The sequence below is a fragment of the Mesorhizobium sp. USDA 4775 genome, assembly GCF_054062655.1.
Window position 1 is genome coordinate 574920 of sequence record NZ_JBSSFM010000001.1, and the last position, 22321, is coordinate 597240.

At 64.8% G+C, this 22321-nt stretch carries 20 protein-coding genes and 1 pseudogene; 7 read left to right on the forward strand and 14 right to left on the reverse strand.

Annotated elements, in window-relative coordinates; all coding sequences use genetic code 11:
• Positions 1 to 3: 3 nt before the first annotated feature.
• A complete protein-coding gene (gene exbB, locus ACVILI_RS02895) occupies positions 4 to 753 on the reverse strand; it encodes a tonB-system energizer ExbB (protein WP_019861921.1) in 750 nt (249 codons plus the stop codon).
• A gap of 232 nt (positions 754 to 985) precedes the next feature.
• Between exbB and ACVILI_RS02900 the strand changes: the two genes are divergently transcribed.
• Positions 986 to 1669 carry a cysteine hydrolase family protein gene (locus ACVILI_RS02900; RefSeq protein WP_019861923.1) on the forward strand — a complete coding sequence of 228 codons (684 nt, stop codon included), beginning with the start codon at positions 986 to 988 and terminating at the stop codon, positions 1667 to 1669.
• Positions 1670 to 1671: 2 nt separating this feature from the next.
• On the opposite strand, the gene ACVILI_RS02905 is transcribed toward ACVILI_RS02900, so the two are convergent.
• Both ACVILI_RS02905 and ACVILI_RS02910 read right to left on the reverse strand, forming a co-directional pair.
• Complete coding sequence (locus ACVILI_RS02905) at positions 1672 to 2613, reverse strand: LLM class flavin-dependent oxidoreductase (protein ID WP_038653521.1); 942 nt, start codon at positions 2611 to 2613, stop codon at positions 1672 to 1674.
• Positions 2614 to 2750: 137 nt separating this feature from the next.
• Complete coding sequence (locus ACVILI_RS02910) at positions 2751 to 2906, reverse strand: hypothetical protein (protein WP_019861925.1); 156 nt, start codon at positions 2904 to 2906, stop codon at positions 2751 to 2753.
• A 291-nt stretch (positions 2907 to 3197) separates the two neighbouring features.
• Between ACVILI_RS02910 and ACVILI_RS02915 the strand changes: the two genes are divergently transcribed.
• Positions 3198 to 3965: an SDR family NAD(P)-dependent oxidoreductase gene (locus ACVILI_RS02915; RefSeq protein ID WP_019861926.1), complete on the forward strand. Its 768-nt coding sequence runs from the start codon at positions 3198 to 3200 to the stop codon at positions 3963 to 3965.
• Between the two features lie 192 nt (positions 3966 to 4157).
• Here ACVILI_RS02915 and ACVILI_RS02920 read toward each other — a convergent pair whose 3' ends face one another.
• The 7 genes from ACVILI_RS02920 to ACVILI_RS02950 all read right to left on the reverse strand — a co-directional run bounded on the left by ACVILI_RS02920 (position 4158) and on the right by ACVILI_RS02950 (position 12199).
• On the reverse strand, positions 4158 to 5102 hold the full coding sequence (locus tag ACVILI_RS02920; RefSeq protein ID WP_019861928.1) for an ABC transporter permease: 945 nt from the start codon (positions 5100 to 5102) through the stop codon (positions 4158 to 4160).
• On the reverse strand, positions 5099 to 6154 hold the full coding sequence (locus ACVILI_RS02925; RefSeq protein ID WP_038650416.1) for an ABC transporter permease: 1056 nt from the start codon (positions 6152 to 6154) through the stop codon (positions 5099 to 5101). Before ACVILI_RS02925 ends, ACVILI_RS02920 begins: the two co-directional genes overlap by 4 nt.
• A gap of 309 nt (positions 6155 to 6463) precedes the next feature.
• Positions 6464 to 7975 (reverse strand): ABC transporter ATP-binding protein, encoded by a 1512-nt coding sequence (locus tag ACVILI_RS02930; RefSeq protein WP_069090460.1) that lies wholly within the window; start codon positions 7973 to 7975, stop codon positions 6464 to 6466.
• 179 nt (positions 7976 to 8154) lie between these two features.
• Positions 8155 to 9186, reverse strand: a complete 1032-nt coding sequence (locus tag ACVILI_RS02935; protein ID WP_019861931.1) for a BMP family protein — start codon at positions 9184 to 9186, stop codon at positions 8155 to 8157.
• Between the two features lie 154 nt (positions 9187 to 9340).
• The gene (pcaF, locus tag ACVILI_RS02940; protein WP_038650419.1) at positions 9341 to 10546 is read right to left on the reverse strand and encodes a 3-oxoadipyl-CoA thiolase; all 1206 of its coding nucleotides are present in this window, start codon (positions 10544 to 10546) and stop codon (positions 9341 to 9343) included.
• A gap of 1 nt (position 10547) precedes the next feature.
• Positions 10548 to 11345, reverse strand: a complete 798-nt coding sequence (locus tag ACVILI_RS02945; protein WP_038650421.1) for a CoA-transferase subunit beta — start codon at positions 11343 to 11345, stop codon at positions 10548 to 10550.
• On the reverse strand, positions 11342 to 12199 hold the full coding sequence (locus tag ACVILI_RS02950) for a CoA transferase subunit A (RefSeq protein WP_038650424.1): 858 nt from the start codon (positions 12197 to 12199) through the stop codon (positions 11342 to 11344). The genes ACVILI_RS02945 and ACVILI_RS02950 overlap by 4 nt, the downstream gene beginning before the upstream one ends.
• Positions 12200 to 12318: 119 nt before the next feature.
• On the opposite strand from ACVILI_RS02950, the gene ACVILI_RS02955 reads away from it, so the two are divergent.
• On the forward strand, positions 12319 to 13089 hold the full coding sequence (locus ACVILI_RS02955; protein ID WP_038650427.1) for an IclR family transcriptional regulator: 771 nt from the start codon (positions 12319 to 12321) through the stop codon (positions 13087 to 13089).
• 212 nt (positions 13090 to 13301) lie between these two features.
• Here ACVILI_RS02955 and ACVILI_RS02960 read toward each other — a convergent pair whose 3' ends face one another.
• From ACVILI_RS02960 to ACVILI_RS02975, 4 genes and pseudogenes are all read right to left on the reverse strand, one after another.
• Positions 13302 to 14600 (reverse strand): NAD(P)/FAD-dependent oxidoreductase, encoded by a 1299-nt coding sequence (locus ACVILI_RS02960; RefSeq protein ID WP_038650429.1) that lies wholly within the window; start codon positions 14598 to 14600, stop codon positions 13302 to 13304.
• Positions 14601 to 14602: 2 nt separating this feature from the next.
• A pseudogene (locus ACVILI_RS02965) lies at positions 14603 to 15986 on the reverse strand (glutamine synthetase family protein).
• Between the two features lie 5 nt (positions 15987 to 15991).
• On the reverse strand, positions 15992 to 17275 hold the full coding sequence (locus tag ACVILI_RS02970; protein ID WP_038650434.1) for a glycosyltransferase: 1284 nt from the start codon (positions 17273 to 17275) through the stop codon (positions 15992 to 15994).
• A gap of 10 nt (positions 17276 to 17285) precedes the next feature.
• On the reverse strand, positions 17286 to 18224 hold the full coding sequence (locus ACVILI_RS02975; protein WP_038650437.1) for a GntR family transcriptional regulator: 939 nt from the start codon (positions 18222 to 18224) through the stop codon (positions 17286 to 17288).
• Between the two features lie 236 nt (positions 18225 to 18460).
• Here ACVILI_RS02975 and ACVILI_RS02980 point away from each other — a divergent pair, with 236 nt between their 5' ends.
• From ACVILI_RS02980 to ACVILI_RS02995, 4 genes are all read left to right on the forward strand, one after another.
• Positions 18461 to 19525 (forward strand): polyamine ABC transporter substrate-binding protein, encoded by a 1065-nt coding sequence (locus ACVILI_RS02980; RefSeq protein ID WP_038650440.1) that lies wholly within the window; start codon positions 18461 to 18463, stop codon positions 19523 to 19525.
• Between the two features lie 92 nt (positions 19526 to 19617).
• Positions 19618 to 20460 (forward strand): ABC transporter permease, encoded by an 843-nt coding sequence (locus ACVILI_RS02985; RefSeq protein ID WP_038650442.1) that lies wholly within the window; start codon positions 19618 to 19620, stop codon positions 20458 to 20460.
• A complete protein-coding gene (locus ACVILI_RS02990) occupies positions 20453 to 21247 on the forward strand; it encodes an ABC transporter permease (RefSeq protein WP_038650444.1) in 795 nt (264 codons plus the stop codon). Before ACVILI_RS02985 ends, ACVILI_RS02990 begins: the two co-directional genes overlap by 8 nt.
• Entirely contained in the window at positions 21244 to 22317 is a 1074-nt protein-coding gene (locus tag ACVILI_RS02995; protein ID WP_038650447.1) for an ABC transporter ATP-binding protein, read from the forward strand. The genes ACVILI_RS02990 and ACVILI_RS02995 overlap by 4 nt, the downstream gene beginning before the upstream one ends.
• The last annotated feature ends 4 nt before the right edge of the window (positions 22318 to 22321 follow it).

The window sequence follows — 22321 nt, forward strand, 5'->3', positions numbered from 1 at the left end:
TCGCTACTCCGCCGTCGGCGCCGTCGCCGGCGCGACCGTGCGGAAGTCCAGGTCGCGGCTGACCAGCCTCTCGACGCCCGCCGAGGCGTCGGCGAGGATCTGCCGGTAGCCGGCTATCGAGCGGGCGAAGACATTGTAGATCACCACTGCCGGAATTGCCGCGACGAGGCCCATCACCGTGGCTAGCAGCGCTTCGGCGATGCCCGGCGCGACCACTGCCAGATTGGTGGTCTGCGCCTGCGAAATGCCGATGAAGGCGTTCATGATGCCCCAGACGGTGCCGAACAGGCCGACGAAGGGCGCCGTTGACCCGATCGTCGCCAGCACGCCTGTGCCGCGCGACATGCGCCGCGACGCCGCCGCCTCGATGCGCGACAGGCGCGAGGCGACCCTTTCCTTCAGCCCGTCGCCGCCGGCATGGTCGAGCGCGCCGGCCGAGAGCGCGGTCTCATCTTCCGCTGCCTTGACCAGAAGCGTGCCGGGGCCGCCACTGCGGTCGAGCGCGCCGATCGCCTGCTTCAGCGTCGCGGCACCGCCGATCGCGCGGACGGCGCGGCGGATACGCAGTTTGCCGCCAAAAATTTCCAGCGATTTGGCCAGCCATATCGTCCAGGTGACTAAAGAAGCGAAGGCCAATCCGATCATCACCGCCTTCACGATGATGTCGGCGGCCATGAACATGCCCCATGGCGACAGATCGTGCGGCAGGTTCAGCTCCATTGGCTTTCTCCAATGCGGTCGCCGATTTCCCATTTCTGGCCTCGGCAGTCCGATGTCTGGGTTGATTATTAAACATGACTATGCAAGTCAACATTGAAGATGACTACAACAGTCAACAATTCGCCGGGACAGCCGATGACGTTCGCCTGCGGCAGCGCGATGCCCGCAACATCCTGCTTCTTCGCGTCAGAGCCGCGGCCTGAGTGGACGACTTGAGCTTCGCCAGTCAGGATGGCTCTCGCGATAGGCAAGGAGACACCCTCGGATGATCAAGGCAACGCCCTTCGACTTCCCGTATGACGGCAGGCTGGTGGCCAAAAACACGGCACTTGTCGTCATCGACCTGCAGCAGGATTTCCTGTCGACCACGGGCTATTTCGCCAGAAAAGGATATGACCCTTCGCCGCTGCGGGCGATCCTGCCCACGGTGAACCGGCTGATATCAGCCGCGCGCAAAGCCGGCGTCACGGTCATCCACACCAGGCAGGGCTATCGCGCCGACATGGCCGACATGACGCCCTATGAGAAATGGCGCCGCAAGCGCTCCGGTCTCGACGGCACCGACATACTGCTGCGCTCGGGCGCGGGGTTCCAGATCGTTCCGGAGATCGACGTCGCGCCGCAGGACATCATCGTCGACAAGACCTGCAACAGCGCCTTCACCTATACGGATTTCGAGCTTGTGCTGCGCGCGCAAGGCATCTCGCACCTGATGTTTTCCGGCTGCACGACCGACGTCTGCGTGCACACCACGCTGCGCGAGGCCTGCGACCGCAACTTTCAGTGCCTGACGATCTCGGACGCCTGCGCCAGCGGCGACCAGAGAGCTCACGAGGCGGCGCTTCACATGGTGACGGTCGAGGACGGCGTGTTCGGCGTCCTGGCCGATTCAGCCGCCGTCATCGATGGCCTGTCGCGGCTTGGCAACAGGCATCACGCAGACGATTGACGTCACCGTGCTGCAAGCGTCTCCAGCCCCGTGCGAGGCGCGTAGGCCCCCGGCTGGAAAACATCATGTTCGCGGCGCGCCAGCGAGTTGCGCAGCAGCGCGATCGTTTCCCGGCCGGCCGTCGCGATCTCGCGCGGCGTGTCGACGCCGACGATCATGAACTCATCGATCCCGAGCCCGGCATAGGCCAGCAGCGACAACGCGACCTGGGCGGGCGGCCCGGACAGGTCGACCGCCTTGTGGCCGGTAGCGGAAGCGCCCTGGTGGATCCGCACCGGAAGCGCGAAGCGCAGCTTGCCGGCCCGGCCATGTTCGGCGGCAGCGCCACGCACCCGCTCCATCAACTGCCTGACATCGTCGATCGAGCCCGGCGCCAGTTCGAAGACATCGGCATGCCGGCCGGCCACTTTCAGCGCCGTTCCCGATTGCCCGCCCATGCGGATGGTCAGGTCGGCGCCGTGCGGCCCTTTGCGCGGCACGTAGCCGCCCTTGATGCTGTAGAAGGCGCCTTCATGATCGAAGGGCCGGTCGTTCGACCACAGCCGTTTCAAAAGCACGAGATATTCGTCGATGCGCTGCCAGATGACGCCATGCCCGGCCGGCCGCGACTCGGCATCGTCATCGTTCAACGGCTCGCTGATCATCCGGAGCGCCAGCCGACCGCCGCTTTTTCGATCCATCGATGCCAATTGGCGCGCCGCCACGGTCGGCTCGACGACACCTGCCCAGTGGGTCAGCACGACCTCGAGCGAGGCGGTGCGGTCGAGGACCTGAGCGGCAAGATCCATATTGGTCAGCAGCCCGGCCGAATCGTCGACGACGATCTTCTGAAAGCCGCCATCCTCGATCAGTCCGAGCTTGGTTGCCGTCTCGGCAAAATCATAGAAAAACGGAATGGCGGCGTCGGCGGTCTTGCCGGGGACATGGGTGAATTCGATCGGCATTGTCATCTCCTCCATCGCTGGAATCATGGATGCGCTGAAATTCGAATCGCGGCCGCGCGCAAACGCACCGGGATCCGGTTCATTCAACTCCGATTGCCTGATACAGCGGGGCGGCTGGCCCCTGTCGATCCGGTGCCCTAGGGAATAAGGCCCAGAACGACGGCCCCGGTGAACACAAACGCAAGGGCAAAGACGAGATAGGCGAAAGCTCCGGCATAGGCCGGGCGAAAGGTCTGGGCATTGGCCAGCCTCTGGCCGGTGCTGTCAGTCTGAGCGTTCTGGATGTAGGACATATCGACCTCCGTCTCGCCGGTTAATCTATAAAACTTGTAGACTTTGTCGATTGCTATTTTTGGGCTGGAGGCAGAATATTTTTCTCTCCCCAGGGGTTAAGTTGGTTGTGAGTTGCTGGGATCGCTTGCCGGCGCGATTTGATCGGCAGGCATGAGCCTTGCTCTGGACGCGTCCGAATGGACCTATGGCCTTGTTCGCGCTGCACCCAATTCGTCCATTGGCCGCCTTGTGCGGGCGCGGTAGCATCGCGCGACAAACAAATGCGAACTGGGTCGAACAGGGGAACAAAAATGGGCGAAAGACTAACCGGCAAGGTTGCCATCATTTCGGGCGGCGCGACGGGAATGGGCGGCGCGGCTTCTGAGTTGTTCGCGGCCGAAGGCGCCAAGGTCGCGATCATCGATCGCAACGGCGAGGCAGCGGCCGCAACGGCAGCGGCGATCCGTGCGCGCGGCCATGTCGCCGAGCATTTTGTCGCCGACGTGTCCGACGAGGCGCAGGTTCAGGCGGCGGTGAAGGGCGCGACCGAAAAACTCGGGCCGGTCACGGTGCTGTTCAATCACGCCGGCACCATCGTGATAAAGCCGTTCCTGGAGACGACCGTGCAGGAATGGGACTGGCTGCATGCCGTCAATGTGCGTTCGATGTTCCTGATGACGCGTGCCGTGCTGCCCGGCATGATCGCGGCGGGCGGCGGCTCGATCGTCTGCACCTCGTCGATCTCGGCGGTAGCGGCCACACCGATGGAGGTGCTCTACGACACCACCAAGGGCGCCTGCCACATGTTCGCGCGCGCCATCGCGGTGGAGTTCCGCGACCGCAACATCCGCTGCAATGCCGTCTGCCCCGGCTTTATCAGGACGCCGCACGGCCTGCGCGAGGTCGCCGACCTCGGCAAGCTCGGCGTCGATGTTTCGGATGCGGCGCTGGCGGCGCAGCAGGGGCGCATCGGTGAGCCGGAGGAGGTGGCGAAGGCCGCACTGTATTTGGCCAGCGACGAGTCGAGCTTCGTCAACGGCGCGCATCTGTTCGTGGACAATGGTTTTACGGCGATGTGAGGCTTTCAGAATCTAGGTTCCTCGCCCCCACGCGAGTGGGCGAGAGGTGGCTCGGCGAAGCCGAGACGGAGAGGGGGAATGGCTCGACTTTCCTTGGACTCGTAAACAATTCACCAGCGTCGCAGGCCCCCTCTCCGACCGCTTCGCGGCCACCTCTCCCCGCTTTTGCGGGGGCGAGGAACCCAAGCCTTGCTAACGCTCTTCCCTGCGAAACGGCTTCAACAACGCCGAGGGCGCCACCGCATTGCGCGACATCACAGCCATGGCGACGATGGTGAAGATGAACGGCAGCATCAGGAACGCTTCGTAGGGGATATGCCCCAAGCCGCTGGCCTGCATGCGCAGTTGCAACGCATCGACGAAGGCAAACAGCAGTGCCGCGCCCGCCGAACGCCACGGGTCCCAGCGGCCGAACACCACCAGCGCGATCGCCACCCAGCCGCGCCCCGACACGACGCCGAAGGTGAAGGCGTTGAACTGCGCCATCGACAGGAAGGCGCCGGCCAGCCCCATCAGCGCGCCGCCGAGGATGACGGCCTGGAAGCGCGTGGCAATGACGCTGACGCCAGCGGAGTCCGCTGCGCGCGGGTTCTCGCCGACCATGCGGACCGACAGGCCCCAGGGTGTGCGGTAAAGCACGAAGGCGGCGAGCGGTATGGCAACGATCGCCATGTAGACCAGTGCGAACTGGTTGAACACCGCCGGTCCGAGCACCGGAATGTCCGACAGAACCGGGATCGGCAGCGTCTGAAAACCCTTGATGGCAGGCGGCACCGATTGCTGGCCGAAGATCAGCCGGTAGAGGAAATAGGCAAGGCCTGACGAGAACAAAGTCACGCCAATGCCGCAGACATGCTGGCTGAGGCCCAGCATCACGGTGAACAGCGCATGCAGCGCGCCCATCAGCATGCCGGTCAGCACTGCCACCAGGACGCCGAGCCACAGGCTGCCGCTGAGGCTGGTGGCGGTGAAGCCGGTCATGGCGCAGAGCAGCATGATGCCTTCGATGCCGAGATTGAGCACGCCGGCCCGCTCGGAGAACATTTCGCCGAGCGTGGCGAAAGCCAAAGGCGTGGCGATGCGGATGATGGCGGCCAGGAAGCCGACCTGGAAAATCTGTTCCAGCACCACGCTCATGTGGCGACTCCAACGCGGCGGATGCGATAGGCGGTAAACAGCAGCGCCACCAGCATGGCCAGCAAGGCAGTGCCCTGGATGACGTCGCTGAGGAAGGCCGGCACGCCTGTCGCGCGCGACATCGCCTCGGCGCCGGTCATCACGGCGGCGAGGAAGATCGCCGCTGGCACGACGCCCAGCGGATTGAGCCGCGCCAACATGGCAACGACGATGCCGGAATAGCCGTAGCCCGGCGAGATGTCGCTCATCACCTGGAAATGCACGCCGCCGACTTCGCCGACGCCGGCGAGCCCCGCCAGCGCGCCGGACAGCAACGCGGTCGAGAGCAGCACCCGCTCGACATGGATGCCGCCATAGCGGGCGGCTTCCGGGTTCTCGCCGGTGACCCTGATGCGGAAACCAAGCGTCGTGCGCGCGATGAGGAACCAGATCAGCGGTGCTGCGATCAGCGCCACGATGACGCCCAGATGCAGCCGCGTGCCTTCGATCAGCACTGGGAAATTGGCCGAATCCTCGATCGGCGGCGAGATCGGATAGCCGCTGAAACTGTCCTTCCACGGTCCTTCGATCAGCGCCATCAGCGCGTAGTAGATGACCGAGTTGAGCAACAGCGAGCTGACGACATCGTCGACCTTGAATTTGACCCGCAGCGTCGCGGGCACCAGCGCGACGGCCGCACCGGCGGCGGCGCCGGCGATTGCCATCAACAGCATGGCGAGCGCTCCCGGCATCGGGATGGCGCCGACAAAGCAGCTGGCGACGGCACCGGCCAGCAACTGCCCCTCGGCGCCGATGTTCCAGAATTTGGCGCGGAAGGCGACGGCGACCGCCAGCCCGGTGAAGATCATCGGTGCGGCGCGCACCAGCGTTTCGGTGATGGCGTAGCTGTCGCCGAGCGAGGCGGTGAACATCACGCCGTAGGATTCCAGAATGCCGGCGCCGGCCAGCGCGATCAGGCCGCTGCACAGGACAAGCGTTGCCGCGATCGCCAGCAACGGCAGCGCGAGATTGAACCAGGTCGGCGTCGAGGTGCGAACTTCCAGGCGAAACATCAGCTGTGGCCCTCCGCACTCGGCGCAGCAGCCCAACCGACGGATCCGGCGTTGGCGCTGCCCCTCATCCCCCTGCCGGCACCTTCTCCCCGTATAGGGACGGGGAGAAGGGAACTGCCCGCGACCTCGGCACTTTTCTTGCAACGTCGGTGGTTGGCGAAAGCAGCGATGAGAGCGCCCCTCTCCCCGTCTCTATACGGGGAGAGGATGCCGGCAGGCAGGTGAGGGGCGGCGCCGACATTCAAAGTCAGCCAAAAGCGGGCGATATCCTTTGAGGTCCGTGCGAAGAGCCGCGGCGGAAAATCCATGCTATGCCCTCCCCTCCGCTCCGGTCATCAGCAGGCCGAGCCGCGCGATCGTCGCATCAGCACTGTCGAGCGTACCGACGATGCGGCCCTCATACATCACCGCGATGCGGTCGCAGAGCACCAGGAGTTCTTCCAGATCCTCGCCGATGACGATGATGCCGCAGCCCTTGGCCCGCATGTCGAGGAATTTTTCGTGGATGAAGCGGGCCGCCCCAATGTCGAGGCCGCGCGTCGGCTGCGAGACGATCAGAACCTTCGGATCGAAAGCGAGTTCGCGCGCCAACAGCGCCTTCTGCAGATTGCCGCCCGACAGCGCCCCGGCACGTGTCATCGGCCCGGGGCACCTGATATCGTAGGCCTTGATCTGTTCTTCGGCGAAGGTGCGGATCGCATCCGGCTTGAGCAGGCCTTTGCTGCTGAACGCGGCGGTACCGATGCGTGGCAGCACCATCGAATCGGCAAGCGGCAGATTGGTGACCAGACCCGTGGTCATGCGGTCCTCCGGGATGCGGCCGAGGCCGAGCGCCTGCACCTCGCGCGGCGAGAACCGCGAGACCGTCTGGCCGGCGATCGTCATCCGGCCGGCATCGGGCGCGCGCACGCCCGAAATCACCTCCGCCAGCGCCCGCTGGCCATTGCCGGACACGCCGGCAATGCCGAGGATTTCGCCGGAGCGGACGGCAAGCGACACACCGCGCAGCACTGTGCCTGCATGGTTCGAGGTGGAAATGCCATCGAGCGTCAGCACCGCTTCGCCCGGCGTTGATGGCCCCCTGGCCGGCGGCACGATCTCGTGGCCACACATCAGCTGCGCCATGGCGGCGGATGTCGTGTTGGCCGGATCGTCGACGCGACCGGCGACGCGGCCATGCCGCAGCACCGTGCAGCGATGGGTGAGCGCCCGCACCTCATTGAGCTTGTGCGAGATGAAGATGATGCCGAGGCCTTGCGCCGCCATCGAGCGCAGCGCCGAAAACAGCCCGTCGACCTCGCTCGGCGCCAGCACCGCCGTCGGCTCGTCGAGGATCAGAAGCCTCGCGCCGCGAAACAATGCCTTGACGATCTCGAGCCGCTGCTGTTCGCCGACCGACAGCGCCGAGACCGGCAGGTCGGGATCGAGCGTCAGTCCATGCTGGCGGCCGATTTCGGCCAGCCGCGCCAGCCCGCCGGCGCGGTCGATCCGCCCGCCTTTGCCCGGAATGCCGATCAAGAGGTTCTCCAGCACCGTCAACCGTGGCGCGAGGTGAAAATGCTGATGCACCATGCCGATGCCGGCGGCCAGCGCATCGGCTGAACTGGTGATCCTCACTGGCTCACCCTGGATGAGAATCTCGCCGGCGTCCGGCGCGTAGGCGCCGAACAGCACGTTCATCAGCGTCGTCTTGCCGGCGCCGTTCTCGCCCAGCAGGCCGAGGATTTCACCGGGCGCGACGCTGAGGTCGACAGCCTCGTTCGCCTTGACGGCGCCGAAGCTCTTGGTGATGCCGCGCATTTCGATGAGTGGGGCGGACAAGGGTCAGAATGCTCCGATGAGATGGCGCGGCTCCTCACCCTCCCCCTTGTGGGGAGGGTCGGCTTACGATCGCAGCGAAGCGGAGATCGTGAGCCGGGGGTGGGGGTGCGGCGCTGAAGACCCCCACCCCGCTCCGCTTCGCGGATCGACCCTCCCCACAAGGGGAGGGTGAGCAAGGCTCAATCCGAAACCGGCGTATTTTCATCCACGTCGACGCGGAAATTGCCCTCAAGAATCTCGGCCTTCTTCTTCTCGACCAGATCCTTGACCTCGGCCGGCAGCGTCTTGTCGAACTTGTGGTAGGGGGCGAGATAGGAACCGCCCTTGGCCATGCGCGAGAAGTCGCCATAGTCCTGCGCGGTGTAGACGCCGGCCTTGACCAGTTTGATCGCCTGTTCGACCGTCGGATACATGTCCCACACCGGGCCGGTGATGACCGTGTCGGGGCCGAGGCTCGACTGGTCCGACATGTTGGAGATGGCGAGGATCTTCTTCTCGACCGCCGCCTCGATGACGCCGAAGCGCTCGGCATAGATGACGTCGACGCCGGCATCGATCTGCGCGACCGCGGCTTCCTTGGCCTTGGGCGGATCGAAGAAGGAACCGATGAAGGCGACCTTCTTCTTGACGTTCGGGTTGACCTCCTTGGCGCCGGCGAAGAAGGCGTTGACCAGCCGGTTCACTTCCGGAATGCCCATCGCCGCGACGGCGCCGACCGTGCCCGACTTCGACATCTTGCCGGCGATCATGCCCGAGAGATAGGCGGGCTCGTGGATCCAGTTGTCGAAGACGCCGAAATTGGGTTCGGCCGGGCCGGCACCAGAGCCGAACAGCCAGGCGGTCTTCGGGAACTGTTTTGCGGTGCGGCGCGATTCACGTTCGGCGGCGAAGGCGTCGCCCAGCACCAGCTGGTAGCCGCCTTGCGCATATTCGCGCATGACGCGGCTGAAGTCGGCGGTCTGGACTTTTTCGGACCATTTGTATTCGATGCCGAGTTCCTTCTCCGCCTTCTGCAGGGCGACATGGATCTGGTTGTCCCACGGCTCCTCGATCGGCGTGGCGAAGATCGCCGCCACCTTCAGTTTCTTGTCCTTGGCGAAAGCCGCGCCCGGCAGCATGGCCGCTGCCAGGCCAAGCGCGCCGAGCTCCAGCACATTGCGTCGCGAGAGACCTTCGCGTGTCGACGAAAACTTGTTCTTCCGGTTTTCCATTGCAGTCCCCTCTGTTTGACAGCCGTGTCGAGCCGGCCGTTCTAAAAATCAGACGGGGAACTATGGAACGGGTCCGGACTTTTGTCCACATGGTCAAATTTGGCGACACGCCGAATCCAACCCTGATTCTCGCTGGCCAAAGGGAAGGCGGCGGTCAGGCCCGTTCGAGCGCGATGGCGATGCCCTGGCCGACGCCGATGCACATCGTCGCGAGAGCATAGCGGCCGCCGCGTTCGCGCAGTTCCAGCGCCGCCGTGCCGGAGATGCGCGCGCCCGACATGCCCAAGGGATGGCCGAGCGCGATGGCACCGCCATTCGGATTGACATGCTCGGCATCCTCGGCGATTCCGAGCTGGCGCAGCACGGCGATGCCTTGCGAGGCAAAGGCCTCGTTGAGCTCGATGACATCGAATTGCTTTGGCGTCAGGCCAAGTCGCGCGCACAGCTTCTGCGTCGCCGGCGCCGGGCCAATGCCCATGATGCGCGGCGCAACGCCGGCGGCAGCCCCACCGAGAATGCGGGCGATCGGCGTCAGGCCGAATTTCTTTATCGCAGCCTCCGAGGCAACGATCAGCGCCGCCGCGCCGTCATTGACGCCGGAGGCATTACCGGCGGTCACCGTGCCGCCCTGGCGGAACGGCGTCGGCAGCTTGGCCAGCGCCTCGACCGTCGTGCCGGCGCGGGGATGCTCGTCCTTCGACACGACGACCGGATCGCCCTTGCGCTGCGGGATCGTCACCGCGGTGATCTCCTTGGCCAGCCTTCCATTGCCCTGCGCCGCGACCGCCTTGTCCTGGCTGCGCACGGCAAAGGCGTCCTGGGCCGCGCGCGAGACGCCAAAATCCTCGGCGACGTTCTCGCCGGTCTCCGGCATCGAATCGACGCCATATTGCTTCTTCATCAGCGGGTTGACGAAGCGCCAGCCGATCGTGGTGTCGTAGATCTCGGCATTGCGCGAAAACGCCGTATCGGCCTTGGGCATGACGAAGGGCGCCCGGCTCATCGATTCCACACCGCCTGATATCATCAGTTCCGCCTCGCCGGCCTTGATGGCCCGCGCGGCGATGGTCAGCGCATCCATGCCGGACCCGCACAGGCGATTGACGGTCGAACCCGGGATTTCCTTGGGCAGGCCGGCCAGCAGCAGCGCCATGCGCGCCACGTTGCGGTTGTCCTCGCCGGCCTGGTTGGCGCAGCCATAGACGACGTCGTCCACCGCCTGCCAGTCGATGCCGGCATTGCGCTCGGTCAAAGCCTTCAGCGGAATGGCGCCGAGGTCGTCTGATCGCACCGAGGACAGCGACCCGCCAAAGCGGCCGATCGGCGTGCGGATGTAGTCGCAGATATAGGCCTCGGCCATGTCATGCAGCCTTTGCTTTTCCGGTTCCCTCATGCGCCGCCTTGGTGCGGGCCTGCAGGTCACGCAATGTATTGAGTTCGAGTTCGCTTGGCGCCGGTGTTTCGTCAAGCGCCTCGGCGAACTTTACGATCCAGCCACAGCTCTCCTGCACCTGCTGGCGGGTGACGCCGGGATGCAGTGACACGACCGTGAATTCCTTGGTCAGCGGATCCGGCTTCCAGATGGCGAGATCGGTGATCAGCAGCGTCGGCCCGGCGGTGTCGATCCCAAGCCGCTTGCGGTGATCGCCGCCCTCGCCATGGCCGAAGGAGGTGAAGAAGTCGATCTTCTCGACCATGCCGCGCTTGCTCTGCGCCATGGTGATGTAGATCTCCTTCGACGAGGTCGCGATCTCCGGCGCGCCGCCGCCGCCGGGCAGCCTGGTCTTGGGATGGACATAGTCGCCGATGACGGTGGTGTTGATGTTGCCGAACTTGTCGAGCTGTGCGGCACCGAGGAAGCCGATCGAAATGCGGCCGCCCTGCAGCCAGTAGCGGAACATTTCCGGCACCGCGACGGTGGTGACGGCGGTCTCACACAATTCGCCGTCGCCGATCGACAGCGGCAGCACATCAGGCGCGGTGCCGATCGTGCCGCTCTCGTAGATCAAGGTGATGTCGGGCGCGTGCGTCAACCGCGCCACATTGCAGGCGGCGGACGGCGCACCGATGCCGACGAAACAGACATCGTCATTCCGCAGCGCGCGGCTGGCGGCAATCGTCATCATCTCGTTGGGGGTGAAGCCCGGATTGTCGCTCATGCCGCTTTCCTCAGATGGTCGACGCGGCCGGCGAAATCGTCGGCGCTCTTCTCGATGACGTTCGCTTGCATCCAGGCCTGGAATTTCTCGCGGTCGGCGGCGATCTCGTCCCATTCGAGATAGGCGGCGTTGTCGCGCGCATAATAGCCATGCGCGTAGGACGGGTGCGAGCCGCCAGGCACGACGGATATCGCCGCGATCGTCCACCGGGGTAGCACGGTCAGGTTGGGGTGCAGATCGTCGAAATTGTCGACCACCTCCTCCACCGTCACCACAGCGCGCTTGGCCGCCAGGACGGCCTCCTTCTGGATGCCGATGATGCCCTCGACCAGCACATTGCCTTTTTTGTCGGCCTTCTGCGCATGGATGAAGGTCACGTCAGGCCGGATCGAGGGAACGGCCGCCAGCACCTCGCCGGTGAACGGACAAGTGACCGACTTGATGTTCGGGTTGACCGCAGCAAGGCCTGCGCCGCGATAGCCGCGGAACACCGCGCAGGGCAGGCCGGCCGCGCCCGCCTCATAGGCGTTGGCCATGCCGGCATGGCTGTGCTCCTCGACCTCGATCGTCCGGGGAAAACCGTTCTCGATGGAATCGCGGGCGCGCCGCAGCAGGCCGACGCCGGGATTGCCGACATAGGAGAAGATTAGTCTTTTCGCCATGCCCATGCCGATCATCTGGTCGTAGATCAGGTCCGGCGTCATGCGGATCAGGGTCAAATCTCGAAATCCCTGACGGATCGCCTCATGCGCTGCGGCTGTCGGGATCAGATGGGTGAAGCCCTCGAAGGCGACGGAATCGCCATCGTTCAAATTCTCGGCCACGGCCTGTTTGAGCGGCAGGAACTTGACCATCGATCGGCTCCGGATTCAAAAAGTTCGTATTGCGAACTTTTGTTTTGTATGCGAAACTTTCTACGCCGAGTGAGGTCGTGGAGTCAATCCTGGCGGCGATGCCGTTTGGCGGAGGTGAGATGGACGAAGAGGCCGCTTCCCGTGATCATGTCGGCTCGCTTGAGCGCGGCCTTGCCGTCATGGAGATCCTCGCCCGCCACCCCTCTGGCATGACGCTGACCGAGATGGCCGAGGAAGCCGGCCTGACCCGTGCTGGCGCCCGCCGTTTCCTGCTGACGCTTGTCGCCACGGGCTATGCCACCCAGGACGGCCGTGTGTTCTCGCTGTCGCCGCGCCTGCTGGCCGTTGCCCGCACATGGCTGGGCGGCGGCTCGCTGTGGAGCTTCGCCGCGCCGATCATGCGCGCGGTCGCCGCGCAACTGAACGAGGCCTGCTCGGCCGCGATCCTGTCGGGCCAGGATGTCGTCTATGTCGCCCGCATTCCCGGCCGACGCATCCTCAGCGTGTCGCTCGATGTCGGCACCAGGCTGCCCGCCTATTGCACCTCGATGGGGCGCATTCTGCTCGCCGGCCTGGCGCCTGAGGAACTCGACGAGTTTCTGCACCAGGCGACCATCGAGAGACGGACGCCGAAGACGATCACCGACATCAGGCTGCTGGCCGAGGCCATCGGCAAGGCGAAAGCCGACGGCTTTGCCATCGTCGACGAGGAGCTGGAGCTCGGCCTGCGCTCCATCGCCGTGCCGATCCGCGACCGCGCTGGCGGCACGGTCGCGGCGATCAATGTCTCGACGCAGTCGGCGCGATTTTCGGTCGCCGAGATGGAGCGGGAAATCCTGCCGGCGCTGCTTGAGGCCAGGGAGCGGATCGAAGATTTCTTCGTCGTCTAATCAAATCGCCAAAGCTTTCAACGCCAGCGCCGCCCCTCATTGCCCTGCCGGGCATTTCTCCCGTATAGAGACGGGGAGAAAGTGGCTGGCCTCAACGCCATCTTGGCGAAATCGCCAATGGTAGCGCCCCTCTCCCCGTCACTATACGGGGAGAGGATGCCGGCAGGCAGGTGAGGGGCAGCGCAAACTTCGATGCGTAACTGCGCCAACCTTCAATGCTTGATGCGATCCCGCATCGCGTACCACAGCATGCCCAGCACATAGAGCGGCCCACGCAGCGTCGTGCCGCCGGGGAACGGCATTGGAGTCAGCGTGGAGAACAAATCGAGCCGCGAGGCGTCGCCTGTAATCGCCTCGGCCAAAAGTTTGCCCGACAGCGTCGACAGGATGACGCCCTTGCCGGAATAGCCATGCGCGAAATAGACCTCGCCATAGTGCCCGACATGCGGCAGCCTGGATGTCGTCACAGAGACCAGCCCGCCCCAGGCATGATCGATGCGGCAGCCCTTGAGCTGCGGGAAGGTGCCTTCCATGTGCGGCCGCACGAAGCCGGCAATGTCGGCCGGCGGCGACGGCGTGTAGCGCTCGCCGCCGCCGAACAGCAAGCGTCCATCCGCCGACATGCGGTAGTAATTGACGACGAAGCGCGTGTCGGACACCGCGACATTGGCCGGGATGACGTTGCGCTTGCCCTCCAGCGGCTCGGTGGCGACGATGTAGTTGCCGACCGGCATGATGCGGCTGTTGACGCGCGGCTCCAGCCCATTGAGCAGCGCATCGCCCGCCAGCACGACATGTTTTGCGCGCACCGAGCCCTTCGATGTCGAGACCCGGATCGAAGGCTCGCGCTCCAGTTTCACCGCCACCGAATTCTCGTGGATGACGACGCCGGCGGCCACGGCTGCGCGGGCAAGGCCGAGCGTATAGTTCAGCGGATGCATGTGGCCGCCGAGCGGCTCGTACATCGCGCCATGATATGAGGTGTCGACCTTGGCGCGTGCATCCGCCGCCGAGAGGATCTCGACGTCGCGGAACTTCATCACGCTGTCGAGGCACTTGGCCTCTTCCTCCAAATCCTTGAGATCGGAACCGTTGACCGCACCGACCATATGGCCGGTGAGCCTCAGATCGCAGTCGATGGCGTGGCGCTCGATGATATCGAGCACTAGGCCGCGTGCTTCGAAGGCAAGGTCGAATAGCACCTTCGCCCGCTCCGGCCCGTAAAGCTTGACCAGGCCCTTGGCGCCCTTGCGCAGGCCGGGGATCATCTGCCCGCCATTGCGCCCCGATGCGCCCCAGCCGATCTTGCCGCCTTCGAGCAGCACCACCTTCAGGCCGCGCTCGGCGGCGTGAAGGGCAGCCGACAGGCCGGTGCAGCCGCCTCCGACAACGACCAGATCGGCTTCGACATCGCCGACAAGCGCCGGATGGTCCTGCGCCGGATTGGCGGTGGCGACATAGTAGGATTTGCCGATATCGAGACCGGAATTGAAACCTGTTGAAGATGCCATGATCACACCTTCAGCAGCAGGTGATCGCGTTCCCAGCTCGTCACCACGCTCTGGAACAGGTCAAGCTCGATGCTCTTGACGCGCAGATAGGTCTGGAAGAAATCCTCGCCGAGGAGTCTGCGCACCGGCTCGCAGGCGGTGAAGCGGTCGAGCGCCTCCTCCATGGTCTTCGGCAGCGTGCTCTTGATCTTGTAGGCATTGCCCGTGGCTTCCGCCGAGCGCGCCAGCTTCTGCTCGACGCCGAGATAGCCGGCGAGCAGCGAGCCGGCGATGGCCAGATAGGGATTACAATCGGCGCCCGGCAAACGGTTCTCCACCCGCCGCGCCGAGCGGCCACCGGCCGGTACGCGCAGGCCGCAGGAGCGGTTGTCGTGCGACCATTCGATGTTGGCCGGAGCGCTGTGGTTCGGCCTTATGCGGCGGAACGAATTCACGTTCGGCGCGAACAGCGGCATGATTTCCGGCACATATTTCTGCAGGCCGCCGATGAAATGGCCGAACATCTCGGTGTCGGCATCATCGTCGCTGGCAAACAGTGCAGTGCCCGTCTTCTCGTCGATGACGGACATGTGCAGATGCATCGAGCTGCCCGCCTGGGCCGCGATCGGCTTGGCCATGAAGGTGGCGTGCATGCCGCATTGCTGCGCGGCCTGGCGCGTCAGCCGCTTGAACAAAAGCACCTGGTCGGCGAGCGGCAGCGCGTCGCCATGCAGGAGATTGATCTCCAGTTGCGCCGTGCCCGATTCATGGATCAGCGTATCGAGCGGCAGGCCGGCCGCCGCGGCATAATCATAGACGCGCCGGATCACCGGCTCGAATTCTTCCAGTGCCACCATGTCGTAGGGATGCTGCACAGTTTCCGCGCGGCCATTGCTGCCGACCGGCGCGGTCAGCGGCCTGTCCGGATCGGGGTTGGGCGCGGTCAGATAGAATTCGACCTCCGGCGCCACCACCGCGCGCCAGCCGCGCTGGCGGGTAGAGATCGAGCACGGCGCGCAGCACATGGCGCGGCGAGGCCATCCATGGCCGGCCGTCCATGTGGAAGGCGTCGGCGAAGACATAGGCTTTGCCGGCCCCGGCACCCGGCGCCAGGCACAGCGTCGAAACGTCAGGCACCATGCGCATATCCGGATCCGAATAGGCAAAGCCCTCGTCGATCGAGCCGGAATAGCGGCCGTCGATGCTGACCAGGAAGGCGCTGCTCGGCAGATAGAGCGCGCGGTCTTCCAGCGCCTTGAGGAATTTCACCGTCGGCAGCGCCTTGCCGCGCAGCACGCCGTTCATGTCGGGCACCAGGCATTCGACCTCGGTGATGCCGTGCTGGGCCAGCCAGGCCTTGGGATCGTTGCCGCTGGAGAGAGAGGTCTTGGTGTTTTTATCAAGCATGTCGTTCAAGTCCGTATCAGAGAGAGTATGGCTTGCGCGGCCACGTCCGTTCCGGGTTTCAGCGCCATCTGGGCTGCATTGTCCCTCAGGCGGGCGCGCATGGCGTCGTCGGCCAGCAGGCCGAGAATGGCTCTCTCCAATACTCCTTCGGTCCAGCCGTCACGGCCGATATGGTCGCCGGTGCCGGTCTCTTCGGCGCGGCGTGCATTGTCGTGTCCGTCCCAGCAATAGGGCATGATCAGCGACGGCACGCCGAAGCGCAGCGCCTCGCAAAAGCTGTTGTTGCCGCCGTGATGGATGAACAGGTCCGACTTCGCCACCACCGAAGGCTGCGGAAACCAGGCGTCGAGATAGACATTGTCCGGCACCGCGCGATAGGCGTCGCGCAGGCCGCCGACATTGACGATGAAGCGCGCCGGCAGCCTGTCGAAGACTGCGAGCATGCGCTCGATCAGCCCGACATCCATGGCGCCGAGACTGCCGAAGCTGACATAGACCAGCGGCCCGCCATTGCGCGGAAACACCGGCACCTCGAACGGCCCTTCCGAGCGCACGCAGCCTTCGAGATAGACGAAGCGGGCCGGATCGAGCGGTTCGGCCCGCTCGCGCCGCACGATCGCTGGCGTCAGCAGCAGATTGAGATCGGGCGAGCTTTCCAGGAACAGGCCCTTCGGCAACGGTCCCAGGCCAGCATCGGCACGAAAGCGGTTGAAGCGGTCATGTGCCGGCGCCGAAGCCGAGAGATAGCGCGCCTCGAACGCTGCGCGTTGCGGGTCATCGGCAGCCATCCCGGAAAGGTAGGGTGGCACCTCGGCGTCCGGCAGCTCGGTCTCGGCGCAGGAGACGACGCGCACCCAGGGGCAGCCGGCGGCGGCGATCGCCGGAAACATGATGACATTGTCGAGCACCACCGCGTCCGGCTTCAGCCGCGCCAGCAATTGCCGCAGCGGCGCCTCGGCATTGACCGCAGTGTCGACGATCGCTTGCCAGGTCGGTGCGACATAGGTTTCGAGTTGGTCGATCGGGCTCAGCCGGAAATGCGGCAGGTGCCGGCGCACGAAGGCCTGCCAGTAGCTCTGGCGCTCGCTGTCGCTCAGCGGCTCGTCGGTGGGCAGTTGATATTCCTGGAAACCATAGTCGGCAAAGACACCGGAGAAACCAGCATGGCAGATGAAGACGGGCCGGGCGCCCCGCGCTCGCAAGGCCTGCGCGATGCCGACGCAATTCAACGCGGCGCCGAAGCTGGCTTCGGGAAACAGCGCGATGGTCGGGCTGGCTTTGCGCGTCAATTAATCCTCTTCATTCCGGCCGGCTGATCATGCCGAACAGGGCGGGCGCCCCGCGGCTGGCCGCTTGCGGTCGCTGGTTGCGGGAGAGCCTCAGGTGGATGCGAAGCAGATCGGCAGCCACCTCATACTGCCGGCTTTCGAGATGGTCGAGTATGTTCAGGTGTTCCAGCAAGGATTGCCGCAGCCGGAAGACGTTGACCCCGGCATAGATGCCCGGCAGCCGGCGCAGGCGGAGATGATCGGCCAGCGCGTCGGCGATGAAGCGGTTGGCGCAGCCCTCGGCGATCATGCCGTGGAAATCCATGTCCAGACGCTGGAACTCGCGCGTGTCGAACGCGGCATCCGGCAGCGCCGACAAGGCGTCCATGCCCTGGCGCAACGCCGCCGCGCGCGCGCCGTCCAGCCGGAAGCCCGGTGTCAGGATCGCCGCCGGCTCGAGCAGCAGCCGGAACTCGTAGCTTTCGCCTTGCGCCTCCGGATCGTCGGGCGTGCGCCGGAAAAGCCAGGACTGGCCGGGCGCGCGGTCCAGCAGATTCTCTTCCGTCAGTTTATTAAGCGCTTTTAGTACCGTCTTTCGATCAGCGCTGTAGCGTCGCATCAGCGCCGCGGCGGTCACCGTCTGGTCCAGCCGCCGCGCCGAGCGGTCGCGCAGGATCGCCTCGGCCAGCTCGTCTTCCTCCGCGCTGGGAAGCTCGGCTGATATGGCCGGCTGCGCGGCGAGGTCGACCGCCAGGTGATAACCGGTATCGGCTTCCCAGCGCACGACGCCCCGCTCAGCCAAAAGGCTGAGTGCCGCTCGCACCGGCGTGCGCGAGACATTACACAAAGAGGCGATCTGCTGTTCGGGCAGGCGCGCGCCGGGCTCGAAGCCGCGCTGGCGCGCCACATCGAGGATGCGCTGCGCCAGGTCGAGATGGTTGGTTCGAGGTCGTCGGGCTGCGGCTTGCATGACTTGTCTCGGCGGACGGATGTGACCGCATTGGTTTGGCTGATCGCCGGAGCAAGCGCAATCGGCCAGATTCCTCGGTCGGTTGGCAAATTATGGATTGACGTACTTTTTTCTGCAATAGTACTGTCCTGGCAATCGGCGACAAAAAAGACCGAGGGAACAGGATCGAAGGCAGCGGCATGGGTCGCGTCCGGTCCAGCACAGAATTCGACGATCAACCGGAATGGGAGTCTGCCATGACCGCTACCAGCCCGGAGCGCCGTGCGCTCAAGGTCTCTTCAATCGCTCTCGGCCTTGCCCTGGCGCTGTCGGCGCCGGCAATGGCCGCCGACCTCGTCATCTCCAACTGGGACGGCTACATGGCGCCCGACGCCATGACCGCCTTCAAGACCGCCACCGGCGTCTCCGGCGAAGTGGTGGTGCACGCCACCAATGAAGAGATCATGGGCAAGCTGATCGCCGCCGGCGGCAAGGGCTATGACGTGGTCTTCGTCTCTTCGCCCTTTGCCGAAGTGCTGAACAAGCTCGGTCTGACCGAGCCGATGGACCACGCCAAGATCCCCAATCTCGCCAACCTCTATCCGGAAGCGACCAAGCTGCCGCACGATGTCGGCAACGCGTTCTCCGTGCCCTACACCTGGGGCACGACCGGCCTCTGCTACCGCTCGGACCTGGTCAAGACGGCGCCGACGAGCTGGAGCGATCTGCTCGCGCCTTCAGATGCGCTGAAGGGCAAGACCACCATGCTGGCGACCGACCGCTGGCTGCTGGCCGCGGGCCAGCTCGACAAGGGTTTTTCCGTCAACGAGACCGATCCGGCCAAGATGGCCGAGGTCAAGGACCTCTTGATCTCGGCCAAGAGGACCCTGCTCGCCTATGACGACACCACCTTCTATTCCAAACTGGTTTCCGGCGAGGCGCTGATGGTGCAGGCCTGGGACGGCTGGTGCAATTACGGCATCGCCGAAAAGCCGGAGATCAAATACGTCATTCCGAAGGAAGGCTCGGACCTCTGGGTCGACACGATGGTGGTGATGAAGGCCTCCGAGCACAAGGACGACGCCTTCAAGTTCATCAACTTCATGCTCGACGCCAAGAACCACGCCTGGGCGGCGCAGAACATCGACTACAAGGTGCCGAACAAGCCGGCGATGGAAAGCCTGCCCGCCGATTTCCTGGCGAAATTCCCCAACATGGCGATGCCGGTGGCCGATCTCGTCAAGTTCGAGCAGCTGCGGGATGTCGGCGAAGCCCAGCGCGACTATTCCAAGATCGTCAGCGAGATCAAGGCCGCGCAGTAAGCGGCACGGATATCACGGCCGGCAGTGCTTTGGCTGCCGGCCCTGAGCGGTACCTTAAATTGTCCCAGACCCGACTTCGCTCCTCCCTGCTGATGGCCCCGGCGCTGGTCTGGCTGACCGTGCTGATGGTGGTGCCGTGCGCGCTGGTGCTGGCGCTCGCCTTCTTCCGGCGCGGCATCTATGGCGGCATCGACTACACCTTCACGCTGGAGAATTTCGGGCTGGTCTTCGACCCGCTCTATGCCGGCATTTTCCTGAAGTCAGCGCGCATCGCCGGCACTGCCACGCTGATCGCGGTGGTGATCGGCTATGCCGCCGCCTACGCCATCTCCGCTGCCCCGCGCCGCTGGCAGCCTGTGTTCCTGTTCTTCGCCGTGCTGCCGTTCTGGTCCAACTATTTGATCCGCACCTATGCCTGGATCGTGCTGCTCAACCGCGAAGGCCTGATCACCCAGCTCCTGCGCTGGTTGGGCTATACCGGCGAACCGCCATCGATGCTCTATACCGAAGGCGCGGTCATCGCCGGCCTCGTCTACAATTATCTGCCCTTCGTCATCCTCGCCTGCTACGCACCGCTGTCGCGGCTCAACCCCGAACTCGCCGAAGCCTCGCGCGACCTCGGCGCTTCGGCCGCCACCACATTCCGCCGTGTCATCCTGCCGCTGACCGTGCCCGGCATCGCCGCCGGCGCGGTCTTCGTCTTCGTGCTGTCTATCGGCAATTTCGTCACCCCGGCCCTGCTCGGCGGCGGCCGTTTCCAGATGATCGGCAATCTCGTCTACGACCAGTTCCTCACCGCCAATGACTGGCCCTTCGGCGCTGCCCTCGCCATGGCGCTGATCGCCATCATGCTTTTGGTGCTGATGGTCCAGGCGCTCGCCGCCGACCGCGCCTCGGGGCGGGCAGCGCAGACCAAAGGTGACGCCGATGGCTGAGCGTTCCCCTGTGACGCGGCGTACGCTGTGGCTTGTGCTGAGCCTCGTCTTCGCCTTCCTCTACATCCCGATCGCCGTACTGGTGGCGCTCTCCTTCAACGAAGGCGGGTTGCCGACCGCATGGTCCGGCTTCTCGCTGAAATGGTATGCCTCGCTAGCCAACAATTCCGCGATCCTGTCCGCCGCGCTCAACACGCTGATCGTGGCGCTGGTCTCGACAGCCATCGCCACCTTGCTCGGCACGCTGCTGGCGATCGGCGTCGAGATGCGCCGGCAATATGGCAAGGGGCTGGAAGCCCTGATCTTTGCGCCGATGATCATCCCCGACATCGTGCTGGCGATTGCACTGCTGTCGTTCTTTTCCATGCTCAATTTGACCATGGGCCTGCACACCATCATCCTCGCCCATGTCGTCTTCAACCTTGCCTTCGTCTGCTCGGTGGTGCGCGCCCGGCTGAAGAGCTTCGACTGGTCGATCGTCGAGGCATCCGCCGACCTCGGCGCCTCCGCGCTCACCACCTTCCGGCGCGTGACCTTGCCGGTCATCGCGCCGGCGGTGATCGCCGGCGCGCTGCTTGCCTTCACCCTGTCGGTCGACGAGTTCATCATCGCCTTCTTCACCGCCGGCGCCGGCCGCGCCTCGACCACGCTGCCGATGCAGATCTACGCCATGATCCGCTTCGGCATCACGCCTGAGATCAACGCGCTGGCGACCATCGTCATGGCCGTAAGCATCACCGCGCTGACCCTGTCGCAGCGGCTCAATCGAGGAATCATCGGCCAATGAGCGAACCGCGCACGCTGCTGGCCATCGACCATGTGTCGAAGAATTTCGGCCGGGTCACCGCCGTCGACGGCATCTCGCTCGACATCCGCGAGAACGAGTTCTTCGCGCTGCTCGGCCCATCGGGCTGCGGCAAGACCACGCTCTTGCGCATGCTGGCCGGTTTCGAGATGCCGAGCGACGGCCGCATCCTGCTCGACGGCAAGGACATCGCCAGGACCCCGCCCAACAAGCGGCCGGTCAACCTGATGTTCCAGTCTTACGCGCTGTTCCCGCATATGAGCGTGCGCGCCAACGTATCCTATGGGCTGGAGATGGAGCGCTTGCCGGCGAAAGAGATCCGGTCCCGCGTCGACGCCATCCTGGCGACCACCGAGCTCGTCCCCTTCGCCGACCGCAAGCCGGAGCAATTGTCGGGCGGTCAGAAGCAGCGCGTCGCGCTCGCCCGCGCCCTGGTCAAGCGGCCCCGGCTGCTGCTGCTCGACGAGCCGCTCGGCGCGCTCGACAAGAAGCTGCGCGGCGCCATGCAACTGGAATTGAAGCGCCTGCAGCACGAGGTCGGCATCACCTTCGTCATCGTCACCCATGACCAGGAAGAATCGCTTGTCATGGCCGATCGCATGGCGGTGCTGAAAGACGGCAGGCTGCTGCAATGCGACACGCCGCACGCGATCTACGAGCATCCCGCCGACCGTTTCGTCGCCGACTTCATCGGCGTGATGAATTTTATCCCGGGCAAGACCTCAGCCGATGGCGTGGTCGCCGCGAACGGTGCGCGCATAGCTGGCAAGGTCCCTGCAGCGCTCACCCCGGGCGCATCGGCGGTTGCCTCGGTGCGGCCCGAGCGCATCCGATTGTTCCCGTCAGCCGAGACCGCTAACCGTACGACCGGCACGGTCGAGGCGCTGGCCTATCACGGGCTCGACCTGCAGCTGCATATCCGCACGCCGCTGTCGCCAAAACCGTTCCTGGTGCGCGTCACCGCGGATGCGGCTGACCGCAGGCCTGTCGCATCCGGCGACCAGGTCGAACTCGGCTGGGACGCCGCCGATGTCAGAATTTTCGCAGAATAGGAGA